Origin of the sequence: Mesorhizobium sp. M0598 (assembly GCF_040320865.1) — a bacterium.
Classification (GTDB): Bacteria; Pseudomonadota; Alphaproteobacteria; order Rhizobiales; family Rhizobiaceae; genus Mesorhizobium.
This window is the reverse complement of the sequence record NZ_JAMYQL010000002.1, coordinates 193940-217745: the sequence shown is the minus strand read 5'-3', so window position 1 is coordinate 217745 and position 23806 is coordinate 193940. Positions and strand designations below refer to the sequence as shown.

21 protein-coding genes are annotated in these 23806 nt (G+C 63.0%); 15 read left to right on the top strand and 6 right to left on the bottom strand.

All coding sequences use genetic code 11. The features are described 5' to 3' along the window. Window positions 1-12 precede the first annotated feature (12 nt). The gene (locus tag NKI59_RS04145) at window positions 13-3390 is read left to right on the top strand and encodes a hypothetical protein (RefSeq protein ID WP_352702529.1); all 3378 of its coding nucleotides are present in this window, start codon (window positions 13-15) and stop codon (window positions 3388-3390) included. 378 nt (window positions 3391-3768) lie between these two features. Here the strand turns inward: NKI59_RS04145 and tyrS are convergent, their stop codons facing one another. After that, complete coding sequence (gene tyrS, locus NKI59_RS04140; RefSeq protein ID WP_352702527.1) at window positions 3769-5034, bottom strand: tyrosine--tRNA ligase; 1266 nt, start codon at window positions 5032-5034, stop codon at window positions 3769-3771. Between the two features lie 386 nt (window positions 5035-5420). Here tyrS and NKI59_RS04135 point away from each other — a divergent pair, with 386 nt between their 5' ends. Continuing rightward, window positions 5421-6149, top strand: a complete 729-nt coding sequence (locus NKI59_RS04135) for a glycosyltransferase family 2 protein (protein WP_352702525.1) — start codon at window positions 5421-5423, stop codon at window positions 6147-6149. Further along, window positions 6142-6474, top strand: a complete 333-nt coding sequence (locus NKI59_RS04130; protein ID WP_023674681.1) for a lipid-A-disaccharide synthase N-terminal domain-containing protein — start codon at window positions 6142-6144, stop codon at window positions 6472-6474. The genes NKI59_RS04135 and NKI59_RS04130 overlap by 8 nt, the downstream gene beginning before the upstream one ends. Before the next feature lie 35 nt (window positions 6475-6509). Here NKI59_RS04130 and NKI59_RS04125 read toward each other — a convergent pair whose 3' ends face one another. Further along, window positions 6510-7160 (bottom strand): FMN-binding negative transcriptional regulator, encoded by a 651-nt coding sequence (locus tag NKI59_RS04125; RefSeq protein WP_352702523.1) that lies wholly within the window; start codon window positions 7158-7160, stop codon window positions 6510-6512. A gap of 6 nt (window positions 7161-7166) precedes the next feature. Continuing rightward, on the bottom strand, window positions 7167-7841 hold the full coding sequence (locus NKI59_RS04120) for an alpha/beta hydrolase (RefSeq protein ID WP_023674683.1): 675 nt from the start codon (window positions 7839-7841) through the stop codon (window positions 7167-7169). Between the two features lie 255 nt (window positions 7842-8096). Between NKI59_RS04120 and NKI59_RS04115 the strand changes: the two genes are divergently transcribed. The 8 genes from NKI59_RS04115 (at window position 8097) to sufA (ending at window position 15760) form a co-directional block, all read left to right on the top strand. Continuing rightward, complete coding sequence (locus NKI59_RS04115; protein ID WP_352702521.1) at window positions 8097-9275, top strand: cysteine desulfurase family protein; 1179 nt, start codon at window positions 8097-8099, stop codon at window positions 9273-9275. A gap of 188 nt (window positions 9276-9463) precedes the next feature. After that, the gene (sufB, locus tag NKI59_RS04110; RefSeq protein ID WP_352702518.1) at window positions 9464-10981 is read left to right on the top strand and encodes a Fe-S cluster assembly protein SufB; all 1518 of its coding nucleotides are present in this window, start codon (window positions 9464-9466) and stop codon (window positions 10979-10981) included. Further along, window positions 10978-11394, top strand: a complete 417-nt coding sequence (locus NKI59_RS04105; protein WP_352702516.1) for a hypothetical protein — start codon at window positions 10978-10980, stop codon at window positions 11392-11394. The genes sufB and NKI59_RS04105 overlap by 4 nt, the downstream gene beginning before the upstream one ends. Further along, the gene (gene sufC / locus NKI59_RS04100; protein WP_352702514.1) at window positions 11387-12142 is read left to right on the top strand and encodes a Fe-S cluster assembly ATPase SufC; all 756 of its coding nucleotides are present in this window, start codon (window positions 11387-11389) and stop codon (window positions 12140-12142) included. The genes NKI59_RS04105 and sufC overlap by 8 nt, the downstream gene beginning before the upstream one ends. Window positions 12143-12167: 25 nt before the next feature. Further along, complete coding sequence (gene sufD, locus NKI59_RS04095; RefSeq protein ID WP_352702512.1) at window positions 12168-13436, top strand: Fe-S cluster assembly protein SufD; 1269 nt, start codon at window positions 12168-12170, stop codon at window positions 13434-13436. A 191-nt stretch (window positions 13437-13627) separates the two neighbouring features. Then, a complete protein-coding gene (locus NKI59_RS04090; protein ID WP_352702510.1) occupies window positions 13628-14869 on the top strand; it encodes a cysteine desulfurase in 1242 nt (413 codons plus the stop codon). Window positions 14870-14874: 5 nt separating this feature from the next. Beyond that, a complete protein-coding gene (locus NKI59_RS04085; protein ID WP_352702507.1) occupies window positions 14875-15267 on the top strand; it encodes an SUF system Fe-S cluster assembly protein in 393 nt (130 codons plus the stop codon). Between the two features lie 112 nt (window positions 15268-15379). Then, a complete protein-coding gene (sufA, locus tag NKI59_RS04080; RefSeq protein WP_023674691.1) occupies window positions 15380-15760 on the top strand; it encodes a Fe-S cluster assembly scaffold SufA in 381 nt (126 codons plus the stop codon). A 142-nt stretch (window positions 15761-15902) separates the two neighbouring features. Here sufA and NKI59_RS04075 read toward each other — a convergent pair whose 3' ends face one another. After that, window positions 15903-16400 carry a GFA family protein gene (locus NKI59_RS04075; RefSeq protein ID WP_352702505.1) on the bottom strand — a complete coding sequence of 166 codons (498 nt, stop codon included), beginning with the start codon at window positions 16398-16400 and terminating at the stop codon, window positions 15903-15905. 90 nt (window positions 16401-16490) lie between these two features. Between NKI59_RS04075 and NKI59_RS04070 the strand changes: the two genes are divergently transcribed. Beyond that, complete coding sequence (locus tag NKI59_RS04070; protein ID WP_352702503.1) at window positions 16491-16814, top strand: TfoX/Sxy family protein; 324 nt, start codon at window positions 16491-16493, stop codon at window positions 16812-16814. A gap of 34 nt (window positions 16815-16848) precedes the next feature. Here NKI59_RS04070 and NKI59_RS04065 read toward each other — a convergent pair whose 3' ends face one another. After that, complete coding sequence (locus NKI59_RS04065) at window positions 16849-17772, bottom strand: PfkB family carbohydrate kinase (RefSeq protein ID WP_352702501.1); 924 nt, start codon at window positions 17770-17772, stop codon at window positions 16849-16851. Between the two features lie 276 nt (window positions 17773-18048). On the opposite strand from NKI59_RS04065, the gene recA reads away from it, so the two are divergent. The 3 genes from recA (at window position 18049) to NKI59_RS04050 (ending at window position 22931) form a co-directional block, all read left to right on the top strand. After that, the gene (gene recA / locus NKI59_RS04060) at window positions 18049-19146 is read left to right on the top strand and encodes a recombinase RecA (protein ID WP_023674696.1); all 1098 of its coding nucleotides are present in this window, start codon (window positions 18049-18051) and stop codon (window positions 19144-19146) included. A 259-nt stretch (window positions 19147-19405) separates the two neighbouring features. Next, entirely contained in the window at window positions 19406-22072 is a 2667-nt protein-coding gene (alaS, locus tag NKI59_RS04055) for an alanine--tRNA ligase (RefSeq protein WP_352702725.1), read from the top strand. 64 nt (window positions 22073-22136) lie between these two features. Next, on the top strand, window positions 22137-22931 hold the full coding sequence (locus NKI59_RS04050; protein WP_023674698.1) for a PhzF family phenazine biosynthesis protein: 795 nt from the start codon (window positions 22137-22139) through the stop codon (window positions 22929-22931). Between the two features lie 245 nt (window positions 22932-23176). Here NKI59_RS04050 and NKI59_RS04045 read toward each other — a convergent pair whose 3' ends face one another. After that, on the bottom strand, window positions 23177-23803 hold the full coding sequence (locus NKI59_RS04045; RefSeq protein WP_352702497.1) for a glutathione S-transferase family protein: 627 nt from the start codon (window positions 23801-23803) through the stop codon (window positions 23177-23179). Between the last annotated feature and the right edge of the window lie 3 nt (window positions 23804-23806).

The window sequence follows — 23806 nt, the reverse complement described above, 5'->3', positions numbered from 1 at the left end:
ACGGAAGATTGCGTGGATCAGGAGCTACCGCAGCACGAGAAGATCAGGTTCAGGCGTGACGAGATCACCGACCTGGGAACCTTTCCGTCCGCGTGCCGCGTCCCGCCGCTCGGCCAGGCGTCGATCGGTCGCGGCGTCCGTATGATGGCGCGGCTGTTTGCCGGCCTTGTCGCCCTTGTGCTGCTGGCTGCCGCCGGCGTCTATGCGATCGGCGTGTCCGGCTTCGGCTCGGAGCGGCTTCGTGCGGAAGCCGAAACGGCAATCGAGAAATTGGCCGGCTTCGATGTCGACGTTGCCGTCGGGCCGGCACGGCTGACGCTTGACGGGTCGAGCTTCATTGCGCTGCAGGTCAGCGACGTCAGCCTCAAGACCGCCGACGGAAAACCAATGGCCGATGCAGGCCGGGTCCGCTTCGGCATCCGGCTGATCCCGTTGCTTTCGGGCGAGGTACGGCTGACCAGCGCCCGGATTTCCGACGCGCACATCGTCATGGCGGCAATGCCGTCCGGCGGCGACTGGACGGCCGAGCTGCGCAACCAGGACGGCCTCATCGATCCGGAAAAACTTTCCGCCGCCGTCTTCGCCAACCTCAACCGCGCGCTCGATGCGGTGCGCGAGGATTCGATGCGCCAGATCGATCTGCGCAACGTCGAGCTGGCACTGCCCGAGTCCGGATCGGTCAAGTCGGTCACCATCGCCGACGCCTCCGTCTCGCAGTCGGGACCGGGAAGCATGGAGTTTTCATCCGACGCGGATGTCGACGGTAGGGCGCTTACCATCGCCGCTGCCGCCACCCGCGATCCGGCGACGCGACGCATCACCACGCTGGACGCCAGCATCCAGGCAGCGGATGCCGACGCTGCGGCAGCAGGTGGCAAATTGGGTGCGATCGCCTTGAAGCTGGCGGGGTCGGAAGGGACCGGCGACAGCGGTTCGCGGCTGACCGCTGCCCTGTCACTGACCGGATCGGTGCTCGATCTCGGTTCGCGCGGCCTGCTTCCGGCCGACATCGATCTCGATGCAACACTCGTCGCCGGGTCGAACAAAATCCAGGTCGACAGTTTGCTGGTGAAAACCGGCCGCTCGACCTTCGATTTCGCCGGTTCGATCGGGCCGAAGCCGGCTACCGGCGCAGCGGGCGAGGAGCCATCCTATCGTTACGACCTGACCAGCGACGGTTCGACCCTGGCGCCTTCGGATTCGCCGGAGCCGGCGCTCAGCTTCATTGCCCGTATTGCCGGCATCTACCAGCCGACGAGCCAAAAGCTGGTCGCCGAGCAGATCGGCGTCCGGTCCGGACCGGGCAGCGAAGTGCTGGGCACGGCTTCGGTTTCATTCGTCGCCAACCAGGCGCCGGGCATATCGGTGGCGCTCAATGTCCACGACATGCCGGTCTCGCACGTCAAGCAATTATGGCCATGGTTTTCGGCGCGCAATGCCAGGCTGTGGGTGCTTAAGAACCTGTTCGGCGGCCGCGTGGTCGATGGCAGCCTGCAGTTCCAGGTCGTGCCCGGACGGCTCGGCAACGGCGTGCCGCTTTCCGCCGATGAAGTGTTCGGCCGATTCCAGGTCGAAGGATCGCGCTTCGATACGGCCGGCCGCATTCCGCCGATCCGCGATGCCGTCGGCGTTGTCGGCTTCCACGGCAATGACGTCGACGTCGCGCTGTCGTCGGGCAGCGTCTATATGCCGAGCGGCCGCACGGTGGCGGCGAGCAACGGCACGCTCACCGTCAAGGCGGCGAACCATCCGCCGGTGATCGGCGCGCTCGACATCGATGTTGCCGGCGAGGCGCCGGCAATCGCCGAGCTGGCATCGTTTGACCCGATCAACGCCATGCGCCATGTCGGCCTGCTGCCGGACGACCTGTCCGGCACGGTGACCGGCCACGTCAAGGCCGATATTCCGCTGCAGTCCGGTGTCGACTCTTCCAAACTCGATTGGCTGGTGGCGCTCGACTACAAGGACCTGTCGCTGGGCAAGCCGTTCGAGGGCCAGACGGTCAGCCATGCCGACGGCTCGATCACGGTCGCGCCCGACCGGGCGGTGATCTCGGCCAAGGCGCTGCTCAACGGCATTCCGGCCGAGCTCGACCTGATCGAGCCGCTCAGGGATGGCGGCCCGCCGCGCAGTCGTAAAGTGGCGCTGGTGCTCGACGACAAGACGCGCGCCACCGCCATGCCTGGCCTGTCGACGCTGCTTTCCGGAACCATCAAGGTGGCGATCGACAAGAGCGGTAGCGGCAACCAGAACGTGTCGGCCGACCTAACCAATGCCAGGCTGGACATTCCCTGGGCCGGCTGGAGCAAGGGGCCCGGCATTCCCGCCAAGGTCGTCTTCGCCATGGCGAAGACCGGCGACACCACGACGCTGTCCAATTTCGAACTCGACGGCAAGACCTTCTCCATCGACGGCAGCGCCGTGCTGGTCAACGGCGCCTTGTCCTCGGCCCGGTTCAGCAAGGTCACGTTGAACAGGGGCGACGACGTCGCCGTCTCGGTGAAGCGGTCGGGCAAGGCCTATGCGGTCGAGGTTAGCGGCAGCGCGCTGGACGCACGCTCGCTGATCAAGCAATTCACGTCCGATGTCGATACCGCCACCAAGACCACCGGCGTCGATGCGATCTCGGTCAGCGCCGACGTCAGCTCCCTGACCGGCTTCCACGACGAGGTGCTGTCGAATTTGAAGCTCGACTACAGCGCCGCCGGCTCCCGGGTGAACGGGCTCAAGGTGAGCGCCACGGCAAGTTCGGGAGCCGCCATCACCATCAGCAACACGACCGGCGGCGGCCTGCGCACGCTCAACATGAAGTCTGCCGACGCCGGCGCCATACTGCGCTTCCTCAACATCTACGAGCATATGGAAGGCGGCTCGATCACGCTGGCGCTGACCGGGGCCGGCGACGGGCCGATGAAAGGCCAGGTCGACGCCAAGAACTTCTATATCGTCAATGAGCCGAAGCTCGCCTCGATCGTGTCGACGACGCCGGCCGGCGACAACCGCAGCCTCAACGAGGCGGTCAAAGGCAATCTCGACACGTCGAGGGTGAAGTTCGAGCGCGGTTTCAGCGAGATCGATAAGGGCAGCGGCTATCTCAAGCTGCGCAATGGCGTGCTGCGCGGCTCGCGCATCGGCACCACCTTCCAGGGCACGCTCTACGACCAGAACAACAATATGGACATGACCGGCACGTTCATGCCGGCCTACGGCGTAAACCGCATCTTCGGCGAACTGCCGCTGATCGGCGCACTGCTCGGCAACGGCCGCGACCGCGGCCTGATCGGCGTCACCTACAGGCTCAAGGGCAACGCCAACAAGCCGAACCTGGAGGTCAATCCGCTATCGGTGATAGCGCCCGGGATTTTCAGGTCGATCTTCGAGTATCGGTGAGGCGGGTAGGGTAGGCGGGTGGCGCCAAAAAGGCCGGGTGAAGTGCTGTTCAGCGTAGCACCGCCTAGAGGTAACGGCATGGATCCTAGGGTCTCCGCGACGTCGCTTCGCTCCTGCTTCGCCCTAGGATGACGAAGCGAGGGGAGACTTCAGCGAATCTCGAAGGTCGCGTTTGCCATCGGCCGCCACGCGACCGCCTCGCTCTCCGACATCCGCGACTAGCCTTGAGCCACCATGCCTTCGCCATCCTAGGGCGCAGCAGGAGCGAAGCGACGTCGCGGAGACCCTAGGATCCATGCCGTTACAGTTGCCGAGGAATGCAGCGATCCATTGCTTGTGCCCGTCGCCGGCTCGGTCTCACCTGAGCCTCAGCAGAGGTCAGACCGGCCGTACCAGAATGACCTTCTTCTTTCCCAACTGAACTTTGAATGCTCCGGTGTTTTCGTACAGGTCGGTCCACAAGACAATTTCGTTCGGGTCGGTGACGACCCTGTCATTGATTCGTAGAGCACCTTCCGCCATCTTGCGCCGAGCTTCCGAATTGGACGGCACAAGTCCCGACGCGACGGCAATTGCTGCATTCGACCTGCCAAATTGCCATTTGTCATCCTGTCCTTTGTCGATGGTTACTGTCGGCAATGACTCGGTTGACTGACCTCTTTCGAAAAGCGCTTCTGCCGTCCTAGCTGCCTCCTCCGCCGCCTCGCGGCCATGCAGCATGGCGGTGATTTCGGTGGCGAGGATCTTCTTGGCTTCGTTGATCTCCGAGCCGCCGAGCCGTTCGAGGCGTGCGACCTCGGCGAGTGGCAGGGTCGTGTAAAGCTTCAGGAAACGGCCGACATCGGCATCCTCGGTGTTGCGCCAGTATTGCCAGAACTCGTACGGGCTCAGCATCTCCGCATCGAGCCAGACCGCGCCCGAGGCCGACTTGCCCATCTTGGCGCCGGAGGAGGTGGTGAGCAGCGGCGTCGTCAGCGCATAAAGCTGCGCGCCTTCCATGCGATGGCCGAGATCGATGCCGTTGACGATGTTGCCCCACTGGTCGGAGCCGCCCATCTGCAGCCGGCAGCCGAGACGCTTGTAGAGCTCGACGAAGTCATAGGCCTGCAGGATCATGTAGTTGAATTCGAGGAACGACAGCGACTGCTCGCGGTCCAGCCGGAGCTTGACCGAATCGAAGGCCAGCATGCGGTTGACCGAAAAATGCCGGCCGACATCGCGCAGGAAATTGACGTAGTTGATGTCCATCAGCCAGTCGGCATTGTTGATCATGACGGCGTCGTTCGGGCCGCTGCCGAATTTGAGGTAGGGCGTGAAGTTGCGGCGGATGCCGGCGAGATTGTCCTCTATATCCTGCGGCGTCAAAAGCTTGCGCGCCTCGTCCTTGAACGACGGATCGCCGATCATCGAGGTGCCGCCGCCCATCAGCGCGATTGGCCGGTGGCCGGTCTGCTGCAGCCAGTAAAGCATCATGATCTGGATCAGCGACCCGGCATGCAGGCTCCTGGCGGTGGCGTCGAAGCCGATATAGGCGCTCACCGTTTCCGTGGCGAAAAGCTGGTCGAGGGCGGCATCGTCCGAGGTCTGGTGGATGAAACCGCGCTCGCTCATCGTGCGCAGGAAATCGGATTTGAAGGCGGACATTTTTCTTTCCCGAAAGGCTTCCGGCCGAATGCGGCTCGGGTATGCATGAAGGCGGGCGTTTAGCACTCAAGCGCGATCAGCAAAAGTGGAATCCGATTTTGCGACACCCTCTTGCCTTCTCCCCTTGTGGGAGAAGGTGGATTGGCGCGCAGCGCCAAGACGGTTGAGGGGTGCTGGACGGAGTGCAGGTGATGCCAAGCTGGAACACCCCTCATCCGACCGCGCTTCGCGCGGCCACCTTCTCCCACAAGGGGAGAAGGGAGAACCCCAAGCGTGCGGCCTGCTTGCGTCATCGTTTCGGCTGGCGTAATGAGGCGCCGCCAACGGGTCTCATCCGCTGGACCGCACGGCATCGATCGAATGCCATATCCTATGACAGAGTCGAGATGCCGGAGATATCCATCGTCATTCCTTGCCGGAACGAGGCGGCGAACCTGCCGCTTCTGCTCGACGAGATCGGCGCCGTGATGGCCGGGCGCGACTTCGAGGTCATCGTCGTCGATGACGGCTCAACCGACGATACCCCTTCGGTGCTCGCCGCCCAGGCAGCGCTTCGCGCGTTCCCGCTGCGCCATCTCAGGCATGCGAAATCCGCTGGCCAGTCGCTCTCGGTGCGTTCGGGCGCCTGGGCGGCGCGCGGCGATATCGTCGCCACCATCGACGGCGACGGCCAGAACGACCCCGGCTATATCCCAGTGTTGATTGACGCGCTCCGGCAGGCTGGTCCAGATGTCGGGGCCGCGCAGGGACAGCGTCTGAAGCGCCGCGACAGCAAGATTAAGCAGCTGGCGTCGCGTTTCGCCAACGGACTGAGAAAGGCCATCCTGCACGACGAGACGCGGGATACCGGCTGCGGCCTCAAGGCGATCCATACCGACATTTTGCGGAAACTGCCGTTCTTCGACGGCACCCACCGCTTTGTTCCGGCGCTGGTCATCCAGGAGGGCTACCGCGTCGTCCATTGCGACGTCGTCGACCGCTCCCGCCGTCACGGCAAATCGAATTACGGCATCTTCGATCGCGGCCTGCAGGGCGTGCTTGATCTTGCCGGCGTCTGGTGGCTGCGCCGCAGGCGCCGCAGAATGCCCAAAGTAGAGGAAATCAGGCATGGGTAACGTGCTTCAGGAATTGGCGACCTGGCTTCACGATGTTTTCGTCAAGCAATTCGATGCCTGGGTTCTGCTTGGCTTCGTCGCCCAGTTCTTCTTCACCATGCGCTTTCTGGTGCAGTGGGTAGCGTCGGAAAAGGCCAAGCGCAGCGTCGTGCCGATCGCCTTCTGGTTCTTTTCGCTGTTCGGCGGCGGCCTGCTGCTGATCTACGCCATCCAGCGTCAGGATCCGGTGTTCATCGCCGGCCAGGCCATGGGCCTGTTGATCTATATCCGCAATCTCTGGCTGATCGCCAACGAGCGCAAGGCGGCGATGACGAAGGTCGATTGAGCCTCGACCGAAACCGGTCGAGCAAGCAATCCAGATTACTTGCCGTCCAGCCCGCCGTAAGACCTTACCAGCCGGACCATGTCGGCCGAGTTGGCAGTCTCGCTCTCGAGCCCCTCGGCGACACCGACGCGGTCGGCGGCCGGGCGGTTCTGGCTGACTTTCCATTTGCCGCTGATTTCGGTGATTTCGATCTCCAGGCCGACGATGCCTTTGATCTGCGACTGGATGAAGGGTGCCGGCGCGTCGGTCACCGCCCACGGCGCCGAGCGGCTGCCCTCCTGCGACATCGTCAGATCGGAAATCTGCTCGGCCAGCCAATCCTGGTCTTCGATCACCGTGACGATGCCGCGCACCTGGACGATGGCGTAGTTCCAGGTCGGTACCACCTTGCCGGTTTCACGCTTGGTCTCGTACCAGGACGGCGTCACATATGCATCGGCGCCCTGGAAGACGACCAGCACCCGCGCCAGGGGATTGTCGGCCAAAAGCCGCCATTGCGGATTGGCTTTGGCCAAATGGGCGCGGAGCCTGCCGTTCGGCGGCACATCCGAGTCTAGAAGAAAGGGAATCGCGTTGGCGACCGGCCCCTCGACGCCGTTCGACACCAGCAGGCCAAGCGGATGCGCCCGGATCAGCCCGTGCAGGACGTCCGGCCGTGTTTCCTGGAAGTGAGGCGGTTGGTACATCGCTGATTATCTCAGCCGCTTCGGCCGTGGGTCGGACAGTTCCCCGGCCAGCCGGCGATCCAGATAGTCCGCGCATTCCTCGATCAGAAGCTCCGCATGGTTGGCAAAGAAATGGTTGGCGCCGGGCAGGGTCTTCTGGGTGATGGTAATGCCCTTTTGCGTGTGCAGCTTGTCGACCAGGCCCTGCACGTCCTTGGGCGGCGCGACCTTGTCGGCGTCGCCGTGGATGATCAGGCCGGACGACGGGCATGGCGCCAGGAACGAGAAATCATAGGTATTGGGCTGCGGCGCGACCGAGATGAAGCCCTCGATCTCCGGCCGGCGCATCAGAAGCTGCATGCCGATCCACGAGCCGAACGAATAGCCGGCAACCCAGCAGCTCTTGGAATCCGGATGCAGCGACTGCACCCAGTCGAGCGCCGCGGCGGCGTCGGACAATTCGCCGGTGCCGTGGTCGAACTCGCCCTGGCTGCGGCCGATGCCGCGGAAATTGAAGCGCAGCGTGGTGAAATTGCGCTTCTGGAACATGTAGAAGAGGTCGTAGACGATCTTGTTGTTCATCGTGCCGCCGAACTGGGGGTGCGGGTGCAGGACGATGGCAATCGGCGCGCTCTTTTCCTTCGAGGGCTGATAACGACCCTCCAGGCGGCCGGCCGGACCGGTGAAAATGACCTCAGGCATGAAATACTCCACTTGGCATAAATTGCGCGGCGCCCGGAACAACTCTTCCTCTGGCCCCAGTCTTCCCTAGGCCTTGACGCAGGGCGAGCGTCTTTCTAGAAGCTAGTTTAGAATTGTTCAAAACTGGGCGGCCAAAAATTGTGGCTCGGCCACCCGCGCCGCAAGCCGCGTAAATAGGACGTCTTGCCTTGCAATTTCAAGGAAATAACGCGCTATCTTCGCGGAACGGCTTTTGAAGGGACCAGTTGGACGGAAATGGCCGGAGCACGCGCCTACCTCGACTACAACGCCAGCGCGCCGCTGCTTGCCTCGGCGCGCGCGGCGGTGGTGGCTGCGCTCGACGTCGCCGCCAACCCGTCCTCGGTTCATGCCGAGGGCCGCGCTGCACGGCGGCTGATCGAGGACGCCAGGCGCGACGTGGCTCGACTGGCCAACGCCAGGGCCGAGCATGTCGTATTCACCTCCGGCGCGACGGAAACGGCCTCGACGCTGCTGACGCCGGACTGGCAGATGGGGCGCGGCGCTGTCGGCATGAGCCGGCTCCATGTGTCCGAGGCCGACCATCCCTGCCTGCTGAACGGCGGGCGTTTCCCCACGGGGCAGGTAACGCGGATCGGCGTCGACGCCGACGGCGTCGTCAGGCTCGACGTTTTGGCCGAGGCTCTCGCCCAGCATGACAAGGCCGAAGGCTTGCCGCTGGTGGCCATCCACGCTGCCAACAATGAGACCGGCGTGATCCAGCCGGTTGGCCGCATTGCCGAAATCGTCAAGTCGGCGGGTGGCATCCTGGTTGTCGATGCCGTGCAGGCGGCCGGCCGCATTCCGCTTGATATGTCAGCGGGTTACGCAGATTATCTGATTCTCTCCTCGCACAAGATCGGCGGCCCCAAGGGGGTCGGCGCCATTGTCGCGGCGTCGGACCTGATGATGCCAAAGCCGCTGGTCAGCGGCGGTGGCCAGGAAAAAGGCCATCGCGGCGGCACCGAAAACCTAGCGGCGATTGCCGGGTTTGGCGCGGCGGCGCGAGAGGCGTCTGCCGGCTTGCAAACGATCGAAACGGTGCGGCAGCGTCGCGACGAAATCGAGGCGATCGTAAAAACGCTTGTTCCGGACGCCGAAATCTTCGGGACCGGCGCGCCAAGGCTTGCCAATACGACATTCTTCGCTATTGCCGGCATCAAGGCCGAGACGGCGCAGATTGCCTTCGACCTGGCCGGTGTGGCGCTCTCGGCGGGATCGGCCTGTTCGTCGGGCAAGGTCGGCCCGAGCCATGTGCTGAAAGCGATGGGTTACGGTGACGGCCTCGGCGCGTTGCGCGTGTCCATCGGCCACGCGACCAGCGCCGAAGACATTGAGCTGTTCCGTTCGGCGCTGGCGACGATCGTCGCGCGCCAAGCCGGTAAGGAAAAGGCAAGCAGGGAACGAGCCGCCTGAGCGCGGCAGACGAAATGTAGGGCCTTGCGGCCTGGTAGAGCCGTGCGTTCGAATTTGGCCGGGTGAATTTCCGGCATGAACGCACTATATGACACCTACGCCGCCTCGGGTGCCTGATGGGTGCTCGTTTGCGGTGCCATAGTTTGAAAACTGCCGGGCCTTGACCCCGGCGTGGATGGAGAACGCTGATGCCTGCTGTGCAGGAGACGATCGATCGAGTTCGAAAGATCGATGTCGACCAGTATAAATACGGATTCCAGACCGAAATCGCGATGGACAAGGCCCCCAAGGGCCTGAGCGAAGACATTATCCGCTTCATTTCGGCGAAGAAGGACGAGCCGTCCTGGATGCTGGAATGGCGCCTGGAAGCCTATCGCCGCTGGCTGACGCTGGACGAGCCGAAATGGGCGCGCGTCCACTATCCCAAAATCGATTTCCAGGATCTCCATTATTACGCGGCGCCCAAGAGCACGCCGGGTCCGACTTCGCTCAGCGAGGTCGACCCCGAATTGCTGAAGGTCTATGAGAAGCTCGGCATTCCGCTCAGGGAACAGGAAATCCTCGCCGGCGTGCAGAAGACCGATGCGTCGGAGCTCGAGGAAGCCAGCGACAACGTCTACAAGTCGGGCCGCGTCGCCGTCGATGCGGTGTTCGATTCCGTCTCCGTCGTCACCACTTTCAAGAAGGAACTGGCGCAGGCCGGCGTCATCTTCTGCTCGATCTCGGAAGCCATCCGCGAGCATCCGGAGCTGGTGAAGAAGTATCTCGGCTCGGTCGTGCCGACCTCCGACAATTTCTACGCGACGCTGAATTCGGCCGTGTTCACCGACGGCTCCTTCGTCTTCGTGCCCAAGGGCGTGCGCTGCCCGATGGAACTGTCGACCTATTTCCGCATGAACGAGAGGAACACCGGCCAGTTCGAGCGCACGCTGATCATCGCCGAGGAGGGGGCTTACGTCTCCTATCTCGAAGGCTGCACGGCGCCGCAGCGCGACGAGAACCAGCTTCATGCCGCGGTGGTCGAGCTGATCGCGCTCGATGACGCCGAAATCAAATATTCGACGGTGCAGAACTGGTATCCCGGCGACGCCGAAGGCAAGGGCGGCATCTACAATTTCGTTACCAAGCGCGGCGACTGCCGTGGCCACCGTTCGAAGATTTCTTGGACGCAGGTCGAGACCGGTTCGGCCATCACCTGGAAATATCCGAGCTGCATCCTGCGCGGCGACGATTCCAGCGGCGAGTTCTATTCGATTGCCGTGTCGAATGGTTATCAGCAGGTCGACAGCGGCACCAAGATGATCCATTTGGGCAAGAACACGTCGAGCCGCATCATCTCCAAGGGCATCGCCGCCGGCTATTCGCAGAACACCTATCGCGGCCAGGTCTCGGCGCACCGCAAGGCAACCAACGCCCGCAACTTCACCAACTGCGATTCGCTGCTGATCGGCGACCAGTGCGGCGCGCACACCGTGCCCTACATGGAAGCCAAGAATTCGACCGCGCAGTTCGAGCACGAGGCAACCACCTCGAAGATTTCAGAGGACCAGAAGTTCTACGTGATGCAGCGCGGCATTCCGGAAGAAGAGGCGATCGCGCTGATCGTCAACGGCTTCGTCAAGGACGTCATCCAGCAACTGCCGATGGAATTCGCGGTCGAAGCGCAGAAGCTGATCGGGATTAGTCTTGAGGGGAGTGTTGGGTGAGTGATGATGAGGCAGAGGACGGTCCGCCGTTGGTCGCACGCGTTCACCAGTTTGACAGGCATTCTGGTGAGCTACCCGACAACTATCGGGCCGACCTCGATGAGCGGATTTGCGGAGAATTGGCAACGTCGCTCGGGAACTACCTTCGAAGCTTTGCTGCCGAAAGGAAAGTTGTCGTCAGGATCGAAGTCGAAGCCAACCGAATTAGCGCTGGGCGCGAAGACGGCACGGAGTTGATGATCACCGTCTACGGCCCTGAGATTTTTGAAATCACCAGGTGGCCGAATCCCGCCGACGCCGTCGAGGACGGAAGTATGCGATTTGACTTGGCACCTGAACTTGAAAGCGACGTCGCCGTTGCCCTAGCTCGGCGATATGTAGTTAACGGAACGATAGAGCAAGAGAATGCTTGAAATCAGAAACCTGCATGCCCGCATCGTCGATGACGGCACCGAGATCATCCGCGGCCTGAATCTTTCGGTGAAGGCCGGTGAGGTCGCCGCCATCATGGGGCCGAACGGCTCGGGAAAATCGACGCTGTCCTATATCCTTGCCGGGCGCGAGGATTATGAGGTCACCGAGGGCGACATCCTCTACAACGGCCAGTCGATCCTCGAAATGGATCCCGCCGAGCGCGCAACCGCCGGCATCTTCCTCGCCTTCCAGTATCCGATGGAGATACCGGGCGTGGCGACGATGGAATTTTTGAAGGTTGCGATGAACGAGCAGCGCAAGGCGCGTGGCGAGGAACCGCTGAAGATCCCGGAATTTCTCAAGCGCGTAAAGGAAGCTGCCGCCTCGCTCAACATGGACATGGCGATGCTGAAGCGGCCGCTCAATGTCGGCTTCTCCGGCGGCGAGAAGAAGCGTGCCGAGATCCTGCAGATGAAGCTGCTCGAGCCAAAGCTCTGCGTGCTCGACGAGACCGATTCCGGCCTCGACATCGACGCGTTGAAGATCGTCGCGGACGGCGTCAACACGCTGCGCTCGCCGGACCGCGCCATCGTCGTCATCACCCATTACCAGCGCCTGCTCCAATACATCGTGCCGGATACGGTGCACGTGCTCTACAGGGGTCAGGTGATCAAGTCGGGCGACAAGTCGCTGGCGCTCGACCTCGAGGCCAATGGCTATGCCGGCGTGATCGGGCAAGCCGCGTGAGATGCCGGAAGGCAGGACGAAACTGATGAATATGCACACGACACCCCAGCGAACATTAGCTGAAACGGCACTGATCGACGCCTTTGGCGAGCGGCTGTCGCTACTGCCCGGCGACGGCGCGGTGATGCTGAAGCGCGACGACGCCATCGAGGCGATCAAAAGCGGCCTGCCGACGCGGCGCATCGAATCCTGGCACTATACGGACCTGCGCCGGCTGCTGACCTCGGTGCCGGACTTCGATCCGGCAGCGGTCGCGAAAGCCATTGCGCCGATCGTCGAAGGCTCCAGCGTTTTGCCGGTGCTGAACGGCGTTTCGAGTACGAAACTGCCCGGTATCGAAGGCGTTGCCGTGCAGCGCCTGTCGGAGAAGCTGACCGACGGCAGCATCGCTCCGGGGTTGGATTCCTATGGCGCCGACGATGCCATCGGCGCGCTCAACACCGCCTTTGTCGCCGACGGCTATTTCGTCGACATCGCCGACGGTGCCCAACTGGAAAAGCCGCTTGAGCTGCAGAATTTGCAGGCCGGTGGACAGACGCATGTACGGCTGGCCATCCGTGTCGGCGCCGGCGCCAACGCTGTCATCGTCGAACGCCAGGCGGGCGAGGGGGCGGCACTGGTCAGTTCGGTCAGCCAGCTTGTGCTTGGCGAGGGCGCCGAAGTGACATGGCTGGTCGTGCAGGAGCAGCCGGATACGGCAACGCATCTTGCCCAGTTCAAGGCGCATCTCGGCAAGAATTCGAAGCTGACGCTGTTCATCATGAATGCCGGCGGCAAGCTTGTCCGGCAGGAGGTCGTTGTGAAGACGACCGGCGAGGGCGCCGAATTCACCTTGCGCGGCATCAATCTGCTCGCCGGCGATACCCATACCGACGTCACCATGGTGCTCGACCACGCCGTACCGCACACAGCCTCGACCGAAGTCATCCGAAACGTGGTGACCGGCAAGGCGCGCGGCGTCTTCCAGGGCCGCATCAACGTCCACCAATATGCGCAGAAGACCAACGCCAAGATGGCCTGCAACACGCTGCTTCTGTCGGATGACGGCGAGTTCTCGACCAAGCCGGAGCTCGAAATCTTCGCCGACGACGTCGTCTGCGGCCATGGCGCGACCGTCACCGAGATCGACCACAGCCATCTGTTCTACCTGATGGCGCGCGGCGTCGACGAGAAGACCGCGCGCGGCCTGCTGGTCAAGGCCTTCGTCGCCGAAGTGATCGAGGAACTGGACGACGAGGCCATCGTCGAGGCGCTGGAAGCGAGACTCGACAACTGGTTCGTGGCGCACGGATAAAGTGGATGAGGGCCTGGCGCTTCGGCCAGCACCCCTCATCCGACCGAGCTTCGCTCGGCCACCTTCTCCCACAAGGGGAGAAGGAAACGCGCCTCTCCTTCTCCCCTTGTGGGAGAAGGTGGATTGGCGCGAAGCGCCAAGACGGATGAGGGGTGTTGGAAGGAACGCGGCAGCGCGGCAAGGACTTCGAGATGGACCAGAAAGTCGAAAACATCCCCTACGACGTCGAGGCGATCCGCCGCGACTTCCCGATCCTGTCGCGGCAAGTCTACGGCAAACCGCTGGTCTATCTCGACAATGGCGCCTCGGCGCAGAAACCACAGGCGGTGCTCGACGCTATCCAGCACGCCTATTCCCAGGAATATGCCAACGTCCATCGTGGCCTGCATTTCCTGTCGAATGCCGCGACCGACGCCTATGAGAAGGCTCGCGAGACGGTGCGCCGTTTCCTCAATGCGCCGAGCACCGACAATATCGTCTTCACCTCCAACACCACGGCGGCGATCAACACGGTTGCTTATGGTTTCGGCATGCCGAACATCGGCGAGGGCGACGAGATCGTGCTGTCGATCATGGAGCACCATTCCAACATCGTGCCGTGGCATTTCATCCGCGAGCGGCAGGGCGCCAAGCTGGTCTGGGTGCCGGTCGATGATCTCGGCGTCTTCCATATCGAGGAATTCGAGAAGCGGCTGACCGACCGCACCAGGCTGGTTGCCATCACCCATATGTCGAACGCGCTGGGCACGGTGACGCCGATCAAGGAGATCGTGCGCATTGCCCATGCCCGCGGCATTCCGGTGCTGGTCGACGGCAGCCAGAGCGCGGTGCATATGCCGATCGACGTGCAGGACCTCGACTGCGATTTCTTCGTCTTCACCGGCCACAAGGTCTATGGCCCGTCGGGCATCGGCGTGCTCTACGGCAAGAAGGATATTCTGGAGCGCATGCGCCCGTTCATGGGCGGCGGCGAGATGATCGAGGAGGTGACGCAGGACATCGTCACCTACAACGACCCGCCGCACCGTTTCGAGGCCGGCACGCCGCCGATCGTGCAGGCGATCGGGCTTGGTGCGGCGCTGGAATACATGGAAAAGGTCGGACGCGAGCGTATCGCCGCGCACGAGGCCGATCTGAAGGATTATGCGCATCAAAAACTGCGCGCCATCAACTCGCTGCGCATCTTCGGCGATGCCCCCGGCAAGGGTGCCATCATTTCCTTCGAGCTGCAGGGCATCCATGCCCATGACGTCTCGATGGTCATTGACCGGCAGGGAGTGGCGGTGCGCGCCGGCACGCATTGCGCCCAGCCGCTGTTGAAACGCTTCGGCGTAACATCCACATGCAGGGCATCGTTCGGCATGTATAATACCAGGGCCGAAGTCGATGCTTTGGCCGATGCGCTGGAAAAGGCGCGAAAGTTCTTCGGGTGACGATGATGGATGATGCCAGCCACACCGCCGAGACCAATTCGGAAGCGACGACCAATGCGGCGGTTTCCGGATCGGCCATTCCCGCCGACGAACTGGCGCGGCTGACCGACGACATCGTCTCGGCGCTGAAGACGGTCTATGACCCGGAAATCCCGGCCGACATCTATGAGCTCGGCCTGGTCTACAAGATCGATATCGAGGACGACCGCTCGGTCAAGATCGACATGACGCTGACCGCGCCTGGCTGCCCGGTGGCCGGCGAAATGCCCGGTTGGGTGGAGAATGCCGTCGGCGCCGTCGAAGGCGTCTCCGGCGTCGAGGTCAACATGACCTTCGACCCACCCTGGTCGCCCGATCGCATGTCGGAAGAGGCGCAGGTGGCGGTGGGGTGGTACTAGCATCCGACCAGCCGGAGGCTGGCGCACTTGCGCCGGGTACAAAACTTCACCATTTTAGGTGAGGAATCATTCGGCAGGCCTTGAACCTGCAAGGAATGGAGAAGGAAAAAGAATGGGACGCTTCGCCGTCATCACCATGACCGAAAAGGCTGCCGACCGGGTGCGCGAGATCGTCGCGACCCGTGAGAACGCGCATGGCATTCGCCTTGGCATCAAGAAGGGCGGCTGCGCCGGCATGGAATATACGGTCGATCTGGTGACCGAGCCGAACACCAAGGACGATCATATCGAGCGCGATGGCGCCCATGTCTATGTCGCGCCGGAGGCGGCACTTTTCCTGTTCGGCACCGAGATGGACTTCGAGCGGACGACGCTGCGCACCGGCTTCACCTTCCGCAATCCGAACCAGAGTTCGGCCTGCGGCTGCGGCGAATCGGTCGAATTGAAGCCGGCCGATCTGAAGGCACTGGCCGAGGCGCGCGCTTCGGCCTGAGGCTTTCCTTCTCCCCGTCACTATACGGGGAGAAGGTGGCCCGAAGGGCCGGATGAGGGGCAGGGCCGGCTCTCGCAAGTTCGCGCCGCCCCTCATCTGCCTGCCGGCATCTTCTCCCCGTATAGCGACGGGGAGAAGAACGCTAATCCACCCACATCCCCGTTCGCTTGTGCCAGTCTGCGATCGACTCCTCCGGGTAGACATCGAAAACCTTGTCGCCCTTGCCGATATCCGGCTCGACCCAGTTCGCCTTGTATTTCAGCATCAGATGCACCTTCTCCGGCGGCTTCGGTAGCTCTGTGTCGATCGCCGAGGCAAACGGATGCACCAGCTCCGGCCAGGTTGGGTCGTAGAGCCAGAGTGCCGTCCCGCATTTCGTGCAGAAGTTCCGCTCGCCCGTCGAGGTCTCGCGTTGCGGGTGCTCGTCGTCCTCGATCTCGGCGCGGTAGACGCCGAGATGGCGCTTGCCCTGGATTTTCAGCGTCTCGTAATCGGCGCCGAGATTGATGGCAAAACCGCCACCGCCCTGCTGCTTGCGGCAGATCGAGCAGTAGCACAGCATGAACGGCACCGGCGTGTGGCTTTCCACCTCGAAACGTACGGCATTGCACCGGCAGGACCCTTTGAGCAGAAGCGGCATGAAAAACTCCGACGAAATTGATTCTGAACTTGTCAGGATGGTGCCGGTTGCGTCGATGACAAGGGGAAATCCGGGTGACATGATCGCCGCATGGACAACGAGCGCATAGAAGAGCTTTTCGAAGGCCTCGGCCCGGTCAGCATCCGCAAGCTGTTCGGCGGCAAGGGCATCTATTTCGACGGCGTCATCGTCGCCATCGTCATCCGTGGCGAATTGATGCTGAAGGCCGACGCCGAAAGCGCCCCGGATTTCGAAGCGGCCGGCTGCCGGCAATGGACCTATACCGGCTCGCGGCACGGCAAGCTCGTGTCGATGCCCTATTGGAGCGTTCCCGACAGCGCCTTCGACGATCCCGACGAGATGGCGATGTGGGCGCGCCGCGCCTACGAGGCAGCACGGCGCGCCGGCAAATAGGCTGCGTCATGCTTCGGCAATTCCGGGCCGTACTTCATGCCAGGTCCCGCGCCTCGGGCACGAGCGCCAGCGCTTCGGCAAAGCCAGCGCTGGTGAAGGCGGCACTCTCGACGACGAGCATAGCTGCGGCAATGCCTTCGCGCAGTGCGGCGCGCAGCGTCAGGCCGCGCAGCAGGGCAGCGATCGTGGCGCCTGCCAATGCGTCGCCGGCGCCGGCAGCATCGGTCCGCTTTTGTAGCGGCGGTGGCGAGATCGAGAACGCGCTCAATTCGTCGAAACCGAGCACTGGTTCGTCGCCGGCGGTGATCACGCCGCTTTTCAGCCCGGCGCGTCTCAGGCCGTCGACGATGCCTTGATCGATTTGGAGGCCGGCGAGCACGCCGGCCTCGTGCCGGTTCATGAAGGCCATCGCCAGACGGTCGAGCACCGGCGTCAGCCGCGCCGCTTTGTTGGGCGAGACCGCAAGCGCAAACACCGGCTTGCCGGCGGCGAGTGCCGCCAGCCGCTCCAGCGCGGTCGACGGCAGGTTGGCGTCGCACAGCACCGCGTCGGCCGAACCGATCGCTTCCCGGACCTTGGCGCGGCGGATCTGCTTGGGAAGCGCCAGCTCGTAGAGCACCATGTCGGCAAGGCCGGCGATCAGCCCGCCGTCGCTATCGATCAGCATCGTATGGCTTGGCGTTGCTCGGTCGAGGAACACCGCCGACAGGTCGGCAATGCCGGCCTCGGTGACGGCGCGTAAAACCGTGTCGCCAAGGGCATCGCCGCCGCGCACCGAAAGCAGCGAGGCCGAGACGCCGCGGCGCACGGCACAGCGCAAGGCGTTGAAGACGGCGCCGCCGACATGCTCGCGCATCGTGCCCGGATTAGACGCTGCTGGCACGAAGGCGCCGGCAACCCGGCCGCGCCGCTCGATATAGGCGCCGCCCACGGCCAGGATCGTCGGGGATTTGATCATGCCGTCAAAATGCCCTTTAGCTGTTGCCCGGAGAGACTAGGTCGCCGGGCGGAACCCTGCAATCGCGGGTCCGATTCGGTTGGTAACGGCAACGGCGCCGCATGCGAGGCGAGACGCATCGGAAGCAATAATCGCGAAACAAAAATAGAACAAATAGGGATATGCGTTATTTTTCAAACCCTTGGTGCTCATTGACAAATGAGAACAAATGAGGTACATTCTTTTAAGGATTGCGGGATTGTCCGGCCTCCATTGACGACCACGGGGTGATGTATCATGGCTCAGAATTCTTTGCGGCTTGTAGAGGACAAAGCGGTGGACAAATCAAAGGCTCTGGATGCCGCGCTGTCGCAAATTGAGCGTGCCTTCGGCAAGGGCTCGATCATGCGGCTCGGCGCGAACGAGCAGGTCGTCGAGATCGAAACGGTGCCGACCGGCTCGCTTGGGCTGGACATCGCGCTTGGCGTCGGCGGCCTGCCGCGCGGCCGCATCGTCGAGATCTACGGGCCGGAAAGCTCGGGCAAGACGACGCTGGCGCTGCACACGGTGGCCGAAGCCCAGAAGAAGGGCGGCATCTGCGCCTTCGTCGATGCCGAGCACGCGCTCGACCCGGTCTATGCCCGCAAGCTCGGCGTCGATCTCGAAAACCTGCTGATCTCGCAGCCCGATACCGGCGAGCAGGCGCTGGAGATCTGCGACACGCTGGTGCGCTCCGGCGCCATCGACGTGCTGGTGGTCGATTCGGTGGCGGCGTTGACGCCGCGGGCGGAAATCGAAGGCGAGATGGGCGATTCGCTGCCCGGCCTGCAGGCCCGCCTGATGAGCCAGGCACTGCGCAAGCTCACCGCCTCGATCTCGCGCTCCAACACCATGGTCATCTTCATCAACCAGATCCGCATGAAGATCGGCGTCATGTTCGGTTCGCCCGAGACGACGACCGGCGGCAATGCGTTGAAATTCTATGCTTCGGTCCGCCTCGACATCCGCCGCATCGGCTCGGTCAAGGATCGCGACGAGGTCGTCGGCAACCAGACCCGCGTCAAGGTCGTCAAGAACAAGCTGGCGCCGCCCTTCAAGGTGGTCGAGTTCGACATCATGTATGGCGAGGGCGTCTCCAAGACCGGCGAGCTGGTCGATCTCGGCGTCAAGGCGGGCGTGGTCGAAAAGTCGGGCGCCTGGTTCTCCTACAATTCGCAGCGTCTTGGCCAGGGCCGCGAAAACGCAAAACTGTTCCTGCGCGACAATCCCGACACGGCGCGCGAGATCGAGCTGGCGCTACGGCAGAATGCCGGGCTGATCGCTGAGAAATTCCTTGAGAACGGCGGCTCCGAGAGCAGCGACGACGGTTTCGAGGACGACGCTGGGGTGATGTAGGGCAAGCGACGCCTCGCTGAGTCTCAGCCAGGTTTCGATTTGATGTTTTGATTTTGAGTTTGTGTAATCGATGCGTTTCAAACCGCCGGCCCAGGGCCGGCGGTTCGCGTTTGACGGCGAGGCAGACGCATTTCAAGGCGCTGGTGAAAGCCGGGATTTGAGCCCATTTGGTGTTTCTGGACAGGCTGCGGTGCGACCGCTAAAAGGCCATGTCTATTTTCCGCCGGCAGCCGGCGGTTCTCTCGAAAAGGCAGTATTCATGAGTGGCGTCAACGAGATCCGGTCGGCATTTCTCGACTATTTTCGCAAGGAAGGTCACGAGGTCGTCGCGTCAAGCCCGCTGGTGCCGCGCAACGACCCGACGCTGATGTTCACCAATGCCGGCATGGTGCAGTTCAAGAACGTTTTCACCGGTCTGGAGAAGCGGCCCTATTCGCGCGCCACGACCGCCCAGAAGAGTGTTCGCGCCGGCGGCAAGCACAACGACCTCGACAATGTCGGCTACACCGCGCGCCACCTGACCTTATTCGAGATGCTCGGCAATTTCTCCTTCGGCGACTATTTCAAGGAGCGGGCCATAGAGCTTGCCTGGAACCTGATCACCAGGGAGTTCGGGCTGAAGAAGGACAAGCTGCTGGTCACCGTCTACCACACCGACGACGAGGCGGCTTCGTACTGGAAGAAGATCGCCGGCCTTTCGGACGATCGCATCATCCGCATCGCGACTTCGGACAACTTCTGGGCGATGGGTGACACTGGACCTTGCGGGCCGTGTTCGGAGATATTCATCGACCGCGGCGAGCATATCTGGGGCGGCCCTCCCGGCAGCCCCGAGGAGGATGGCGACCGTTTCCTTGAATTCTGGAACCTGGTGTTCATGCAGTATGAACAGGTGACGAAAGACGAGCGCATCGACCTGCCGCGTCCGTCGATCGACACGGGCATGGGCCTCGAGCGCATGGCCTCCATCCTGCAAGGCGTTGAAAGCGTCTTCGAAACCGACCTGTTCCGCCACCTCATCGACGCCGCATCGTCGGCGCTCGGCCGCGGTCCGGATGCGGACGCCGTCGCATCGTTGCGCGTCATTGCCGATCACCTGCGTTCGTCCTGCTTCCTGGTCGCCGACGGCGTGCTGCCGTCCAACGAAGGCCGCGGCTACGTGCTTCGTCGCATCATGCGCCGCGCCATGCGCCACGCGCAATTGCTCGGCGCCCGCGATCCGCTGATGTGGCGCCTGGTGCCGGCGCTGGTCCGCGAGATGGGCCAAGCCTACCCGGAACTGGTGCGCGGCGAACAGATGATCACCGAAACGCTGAAGCTGGAAGAGACGCGCTTCCGCAAGACGCTGGTGCGCGGCTTGGGCTTGCTTTCGGAGGCGACGGAAAAGCTGGCCTCCGGCGACATGCTGGATGGCGAGACAGCGTTCAAGCTCTACGACACCTATGGCTTTCCGCTCGATCTGACGCAGGACGCGCTGCGCCAGCGCAACATCTCGGTCAACCTTGCCGGCTTCACCGAGGCGATGGAGCGGCAGAAGGCGGAGGCGCGCAAAAGCTGGGCCGGCTCCGGCGACGTGGCGACCGAGACGGTATGGTTTCCGGTGCGCGAGAACGCCGGCGCCACCGAGTTCCTCGGCTATGAGACCGAGCAGGCGGAAGGCCTCATCCAGGCGCTGGTCAGGGACGGCAAGACCGTCGACAGCGCCGGCAAGGGCGACGCCGTTGCCGTGGTTGTCAACCAGACGCCGTTCTATGGCGAGTCCGGTGGCCAGATGGGCGACACCGGCGTCATTTCGGGCGACGGGTTCTCGATCGAAATATCCGATACCCAGAAGAAGGCCGATGGGCTTTTCGTCCATCTCGGCAAGGTGGCCAACGGCACCGTCAAGACGGGCGCGACCGTCGAGCTGAAGGTGGACCACGCGCGTCGCTCCAGGCTGCGCGCGAACCATTCCGCCACGCATCTGATCCATGAGGCGCTGCGCGAGGTGCTGGGTACCCATGTGGCGCAGAAGGGCTCGCTGGTCGCGCCCGAGCGTCTGCGCTTCGACATTTCGCACAACAAGCCGATCTCGCCTGACGAGCTCGAAGAGGTCGAGCGCATGGCAAACGAGATCGTCGTTCAGAACGGCCCTGTAACCACGCGGCTGATGTCTGTCGACGACGCCATTGCCGAAGGCGCCATGGCGCTGTTTGGCGAGAAATATGGCGATGAAGTGCGCGTCGTTTCGATGGGCACGGGCTTGCATGGCGCCAAGGCCAACCGGCCTTATTCGGTCGAGCTATGCGGCGGCACGCATGTCAGGGCGACCGGCGATATCGGCCTGGTGCGCATCGTGTCCGACAGCGCGGTCGCTGCCGGCGTGCGCCGCATCGAGGCGTTGACCGGCGAGGCCGCCAGAAAGCATCTCGACGAACAGGACAAGCGGTTGAAGGCGGCCGCCGCCGCGCTGAAGATTTCGCCGGCCGATGTGCCGGCCCGCGTCGAGGCGCTGCTGGACGAACGCAAGAAGCTCGAAAAGGAGCTGATCGAGGCGCGCAAGAAGCTGGCGCTGGGCGATCGCTCGCCAGCCGGTGTGCCTGCGGAAAACGAAACCATTGCCGGTGTCGGTTTTCTCGGCAAGGCGGTATCGGGCGTCTCGCCAAAGGATCTTAAGCCGTTGGCCGATGCCGGCAAGAAGTCGCTCGGCTCCGGCATCGTCGTCTTTGTCGGCGCCGGCGAGGACAACAAGGCGAGCGTCGTCGTCGCCGTCACCGATGATCTGACCGGCCGCTTCAACGCCATCGATCTGGTGCGCGTCGCGTCCGCGGCATTGGGCGGGCAAGGCGGCGGCGGGCGACCCGATATGGCCCAGGCCGGCGGCCCGGACGGCTCGAAGGCCGAAGACGCGATCGCTGCGGTGAAAGCGGCTCTCGAAGCGGCGTGAACCTGCACCGGGGGCGGCACGGCCGAAATGGCGCGCCGCCCAGCGGATATCTTTGAGGGCCGATATGCCGACGCTGACGATGTATCAGGTCGATGCCTTTGCCGAACGGGCCTTCCAGGGTAACCCTGCCGCCGTTCTCCTTTTAGAGGAATGGCTGTCGGAGCAGGTAATGCAGGCCATCGCCAACGAAAACAATCTTGCTGAAACCGCGTTTGTGCGGCCGAATGGCAAAGGTTGGGATTTGCGCTGGTTCACGCCGGTCCACGAAGTCGACTTCTGCGGCCACGCCACTCTTGCGGCCGCCCATGTGCTGGCTACGGAATACAATGGTCAGGGCGAAATGGCCTTCGCCACCCGGGTCGGCGAGCTGCGGGTTTCCCGGTGGGCAGGGGGCTATCAGCTCGATCTGCCTTGTTTTCCGCCGCAGCCCGTCGAGGAGGAGCTGAACTCGGCGCTGCAAGCGATATTGCCTCAGCGGCCGGTTGCGAGCTTCCGCAATTTCGAGAACCTGTTTGTCGAGCTTGCCGACGAGACAACCGTGCGATCTTTCGTTCCCGATCTGCTCAGGATCGGACGTTTTCATCCTCTCGGCCTGGTTATTACCGCGCCTGGGCGAGCCCACGATTTCGTCTCCCGTTACTTTGTGCCCGGGGCGGGCATTCCCGAGGATCCGGTAACCGGCTCCATTCATGCTACGCTGGTGCCTTATTGGTCTGAAAAACTCGGCAAGACGCATCTGTCGGCATTCCAATGCTCGCAGCGCGGCGGGCATTTGCTCTGCAAACTGGCCGGAGATCGCGTGCTGATCACAGGCCGTGCGAAGACCTTCATGAAGGCGGAGATCTACCTTCCCGATTGAGCGGCTTGCGAGGCGGAGAAGGCAAGGATCTGGGAGAATTTGTCGCCAGCCTCGGCGGGACAGTACCCCCCTCTGTCCTGCCGGACATCTCCCCCTCAAGGGGGGAGATTGGATGTCACGATTGCCTTCGCCACTTGTCAATGATTGAAGAAAAGCGGGGCAATGAACCTGCCAATCTCCCCCCTTGAGGGGGAGATGTCCGGCAGGACAGAGGGGGTGCTGTCCCTCGGCCTCTCGTATCTTTGTCACCCTGCCTTTTCGGTTTTCGCAAAACTCGCGCGTTGAGTGATGCGCGCATACCAATCCCGAATATCGGCAAACTCGGCCAGCAGGGCTTGTCCCTCGGCGACCTTGACGAAATAGCCGATGATCGGTGCGGCGTGCAGGTCGGCCAGCGTCAGGTCCGTCCCCAACAGCCAAGGCCCTTCGGCTTTCAGCGAGGAGAGCGCCTGCAATGCCGTTCTTGCCTGCCGCAACCCGTTGGCGATCACGGCATCGTCGGGCGGCGTTTTTTCCAGCCGCTCGACAGCGACATCCCAGACCATGGTCCTGTAGGCGTAGGCGTCGAGCAGGCCGGTGATCTGGTTCATGCGTGCTCGAGGCCGGGCTCCGGCCGGCTGCAGCGCCGGGCCGTCAAAGGCTTCGTCGACATAACGGGCAATCGCGCCGGTCTCGTAGAGGCGAAAGCCGTCATGCTCGAAGGCCGGGATGCGGCCGAACGGTTGGTGCTCGAAATACCAGCCGGGAATGCCGTCCGCGGCAAAGATGTCGACGGGCACGAGCTCGTAGCCGACGCCCTTTTCCTCCAGCACCAGCCGCACGATGCGCACATAGACGCTGTAATCCGCGCCGTAGACGACGGGCTTGCCCATGCC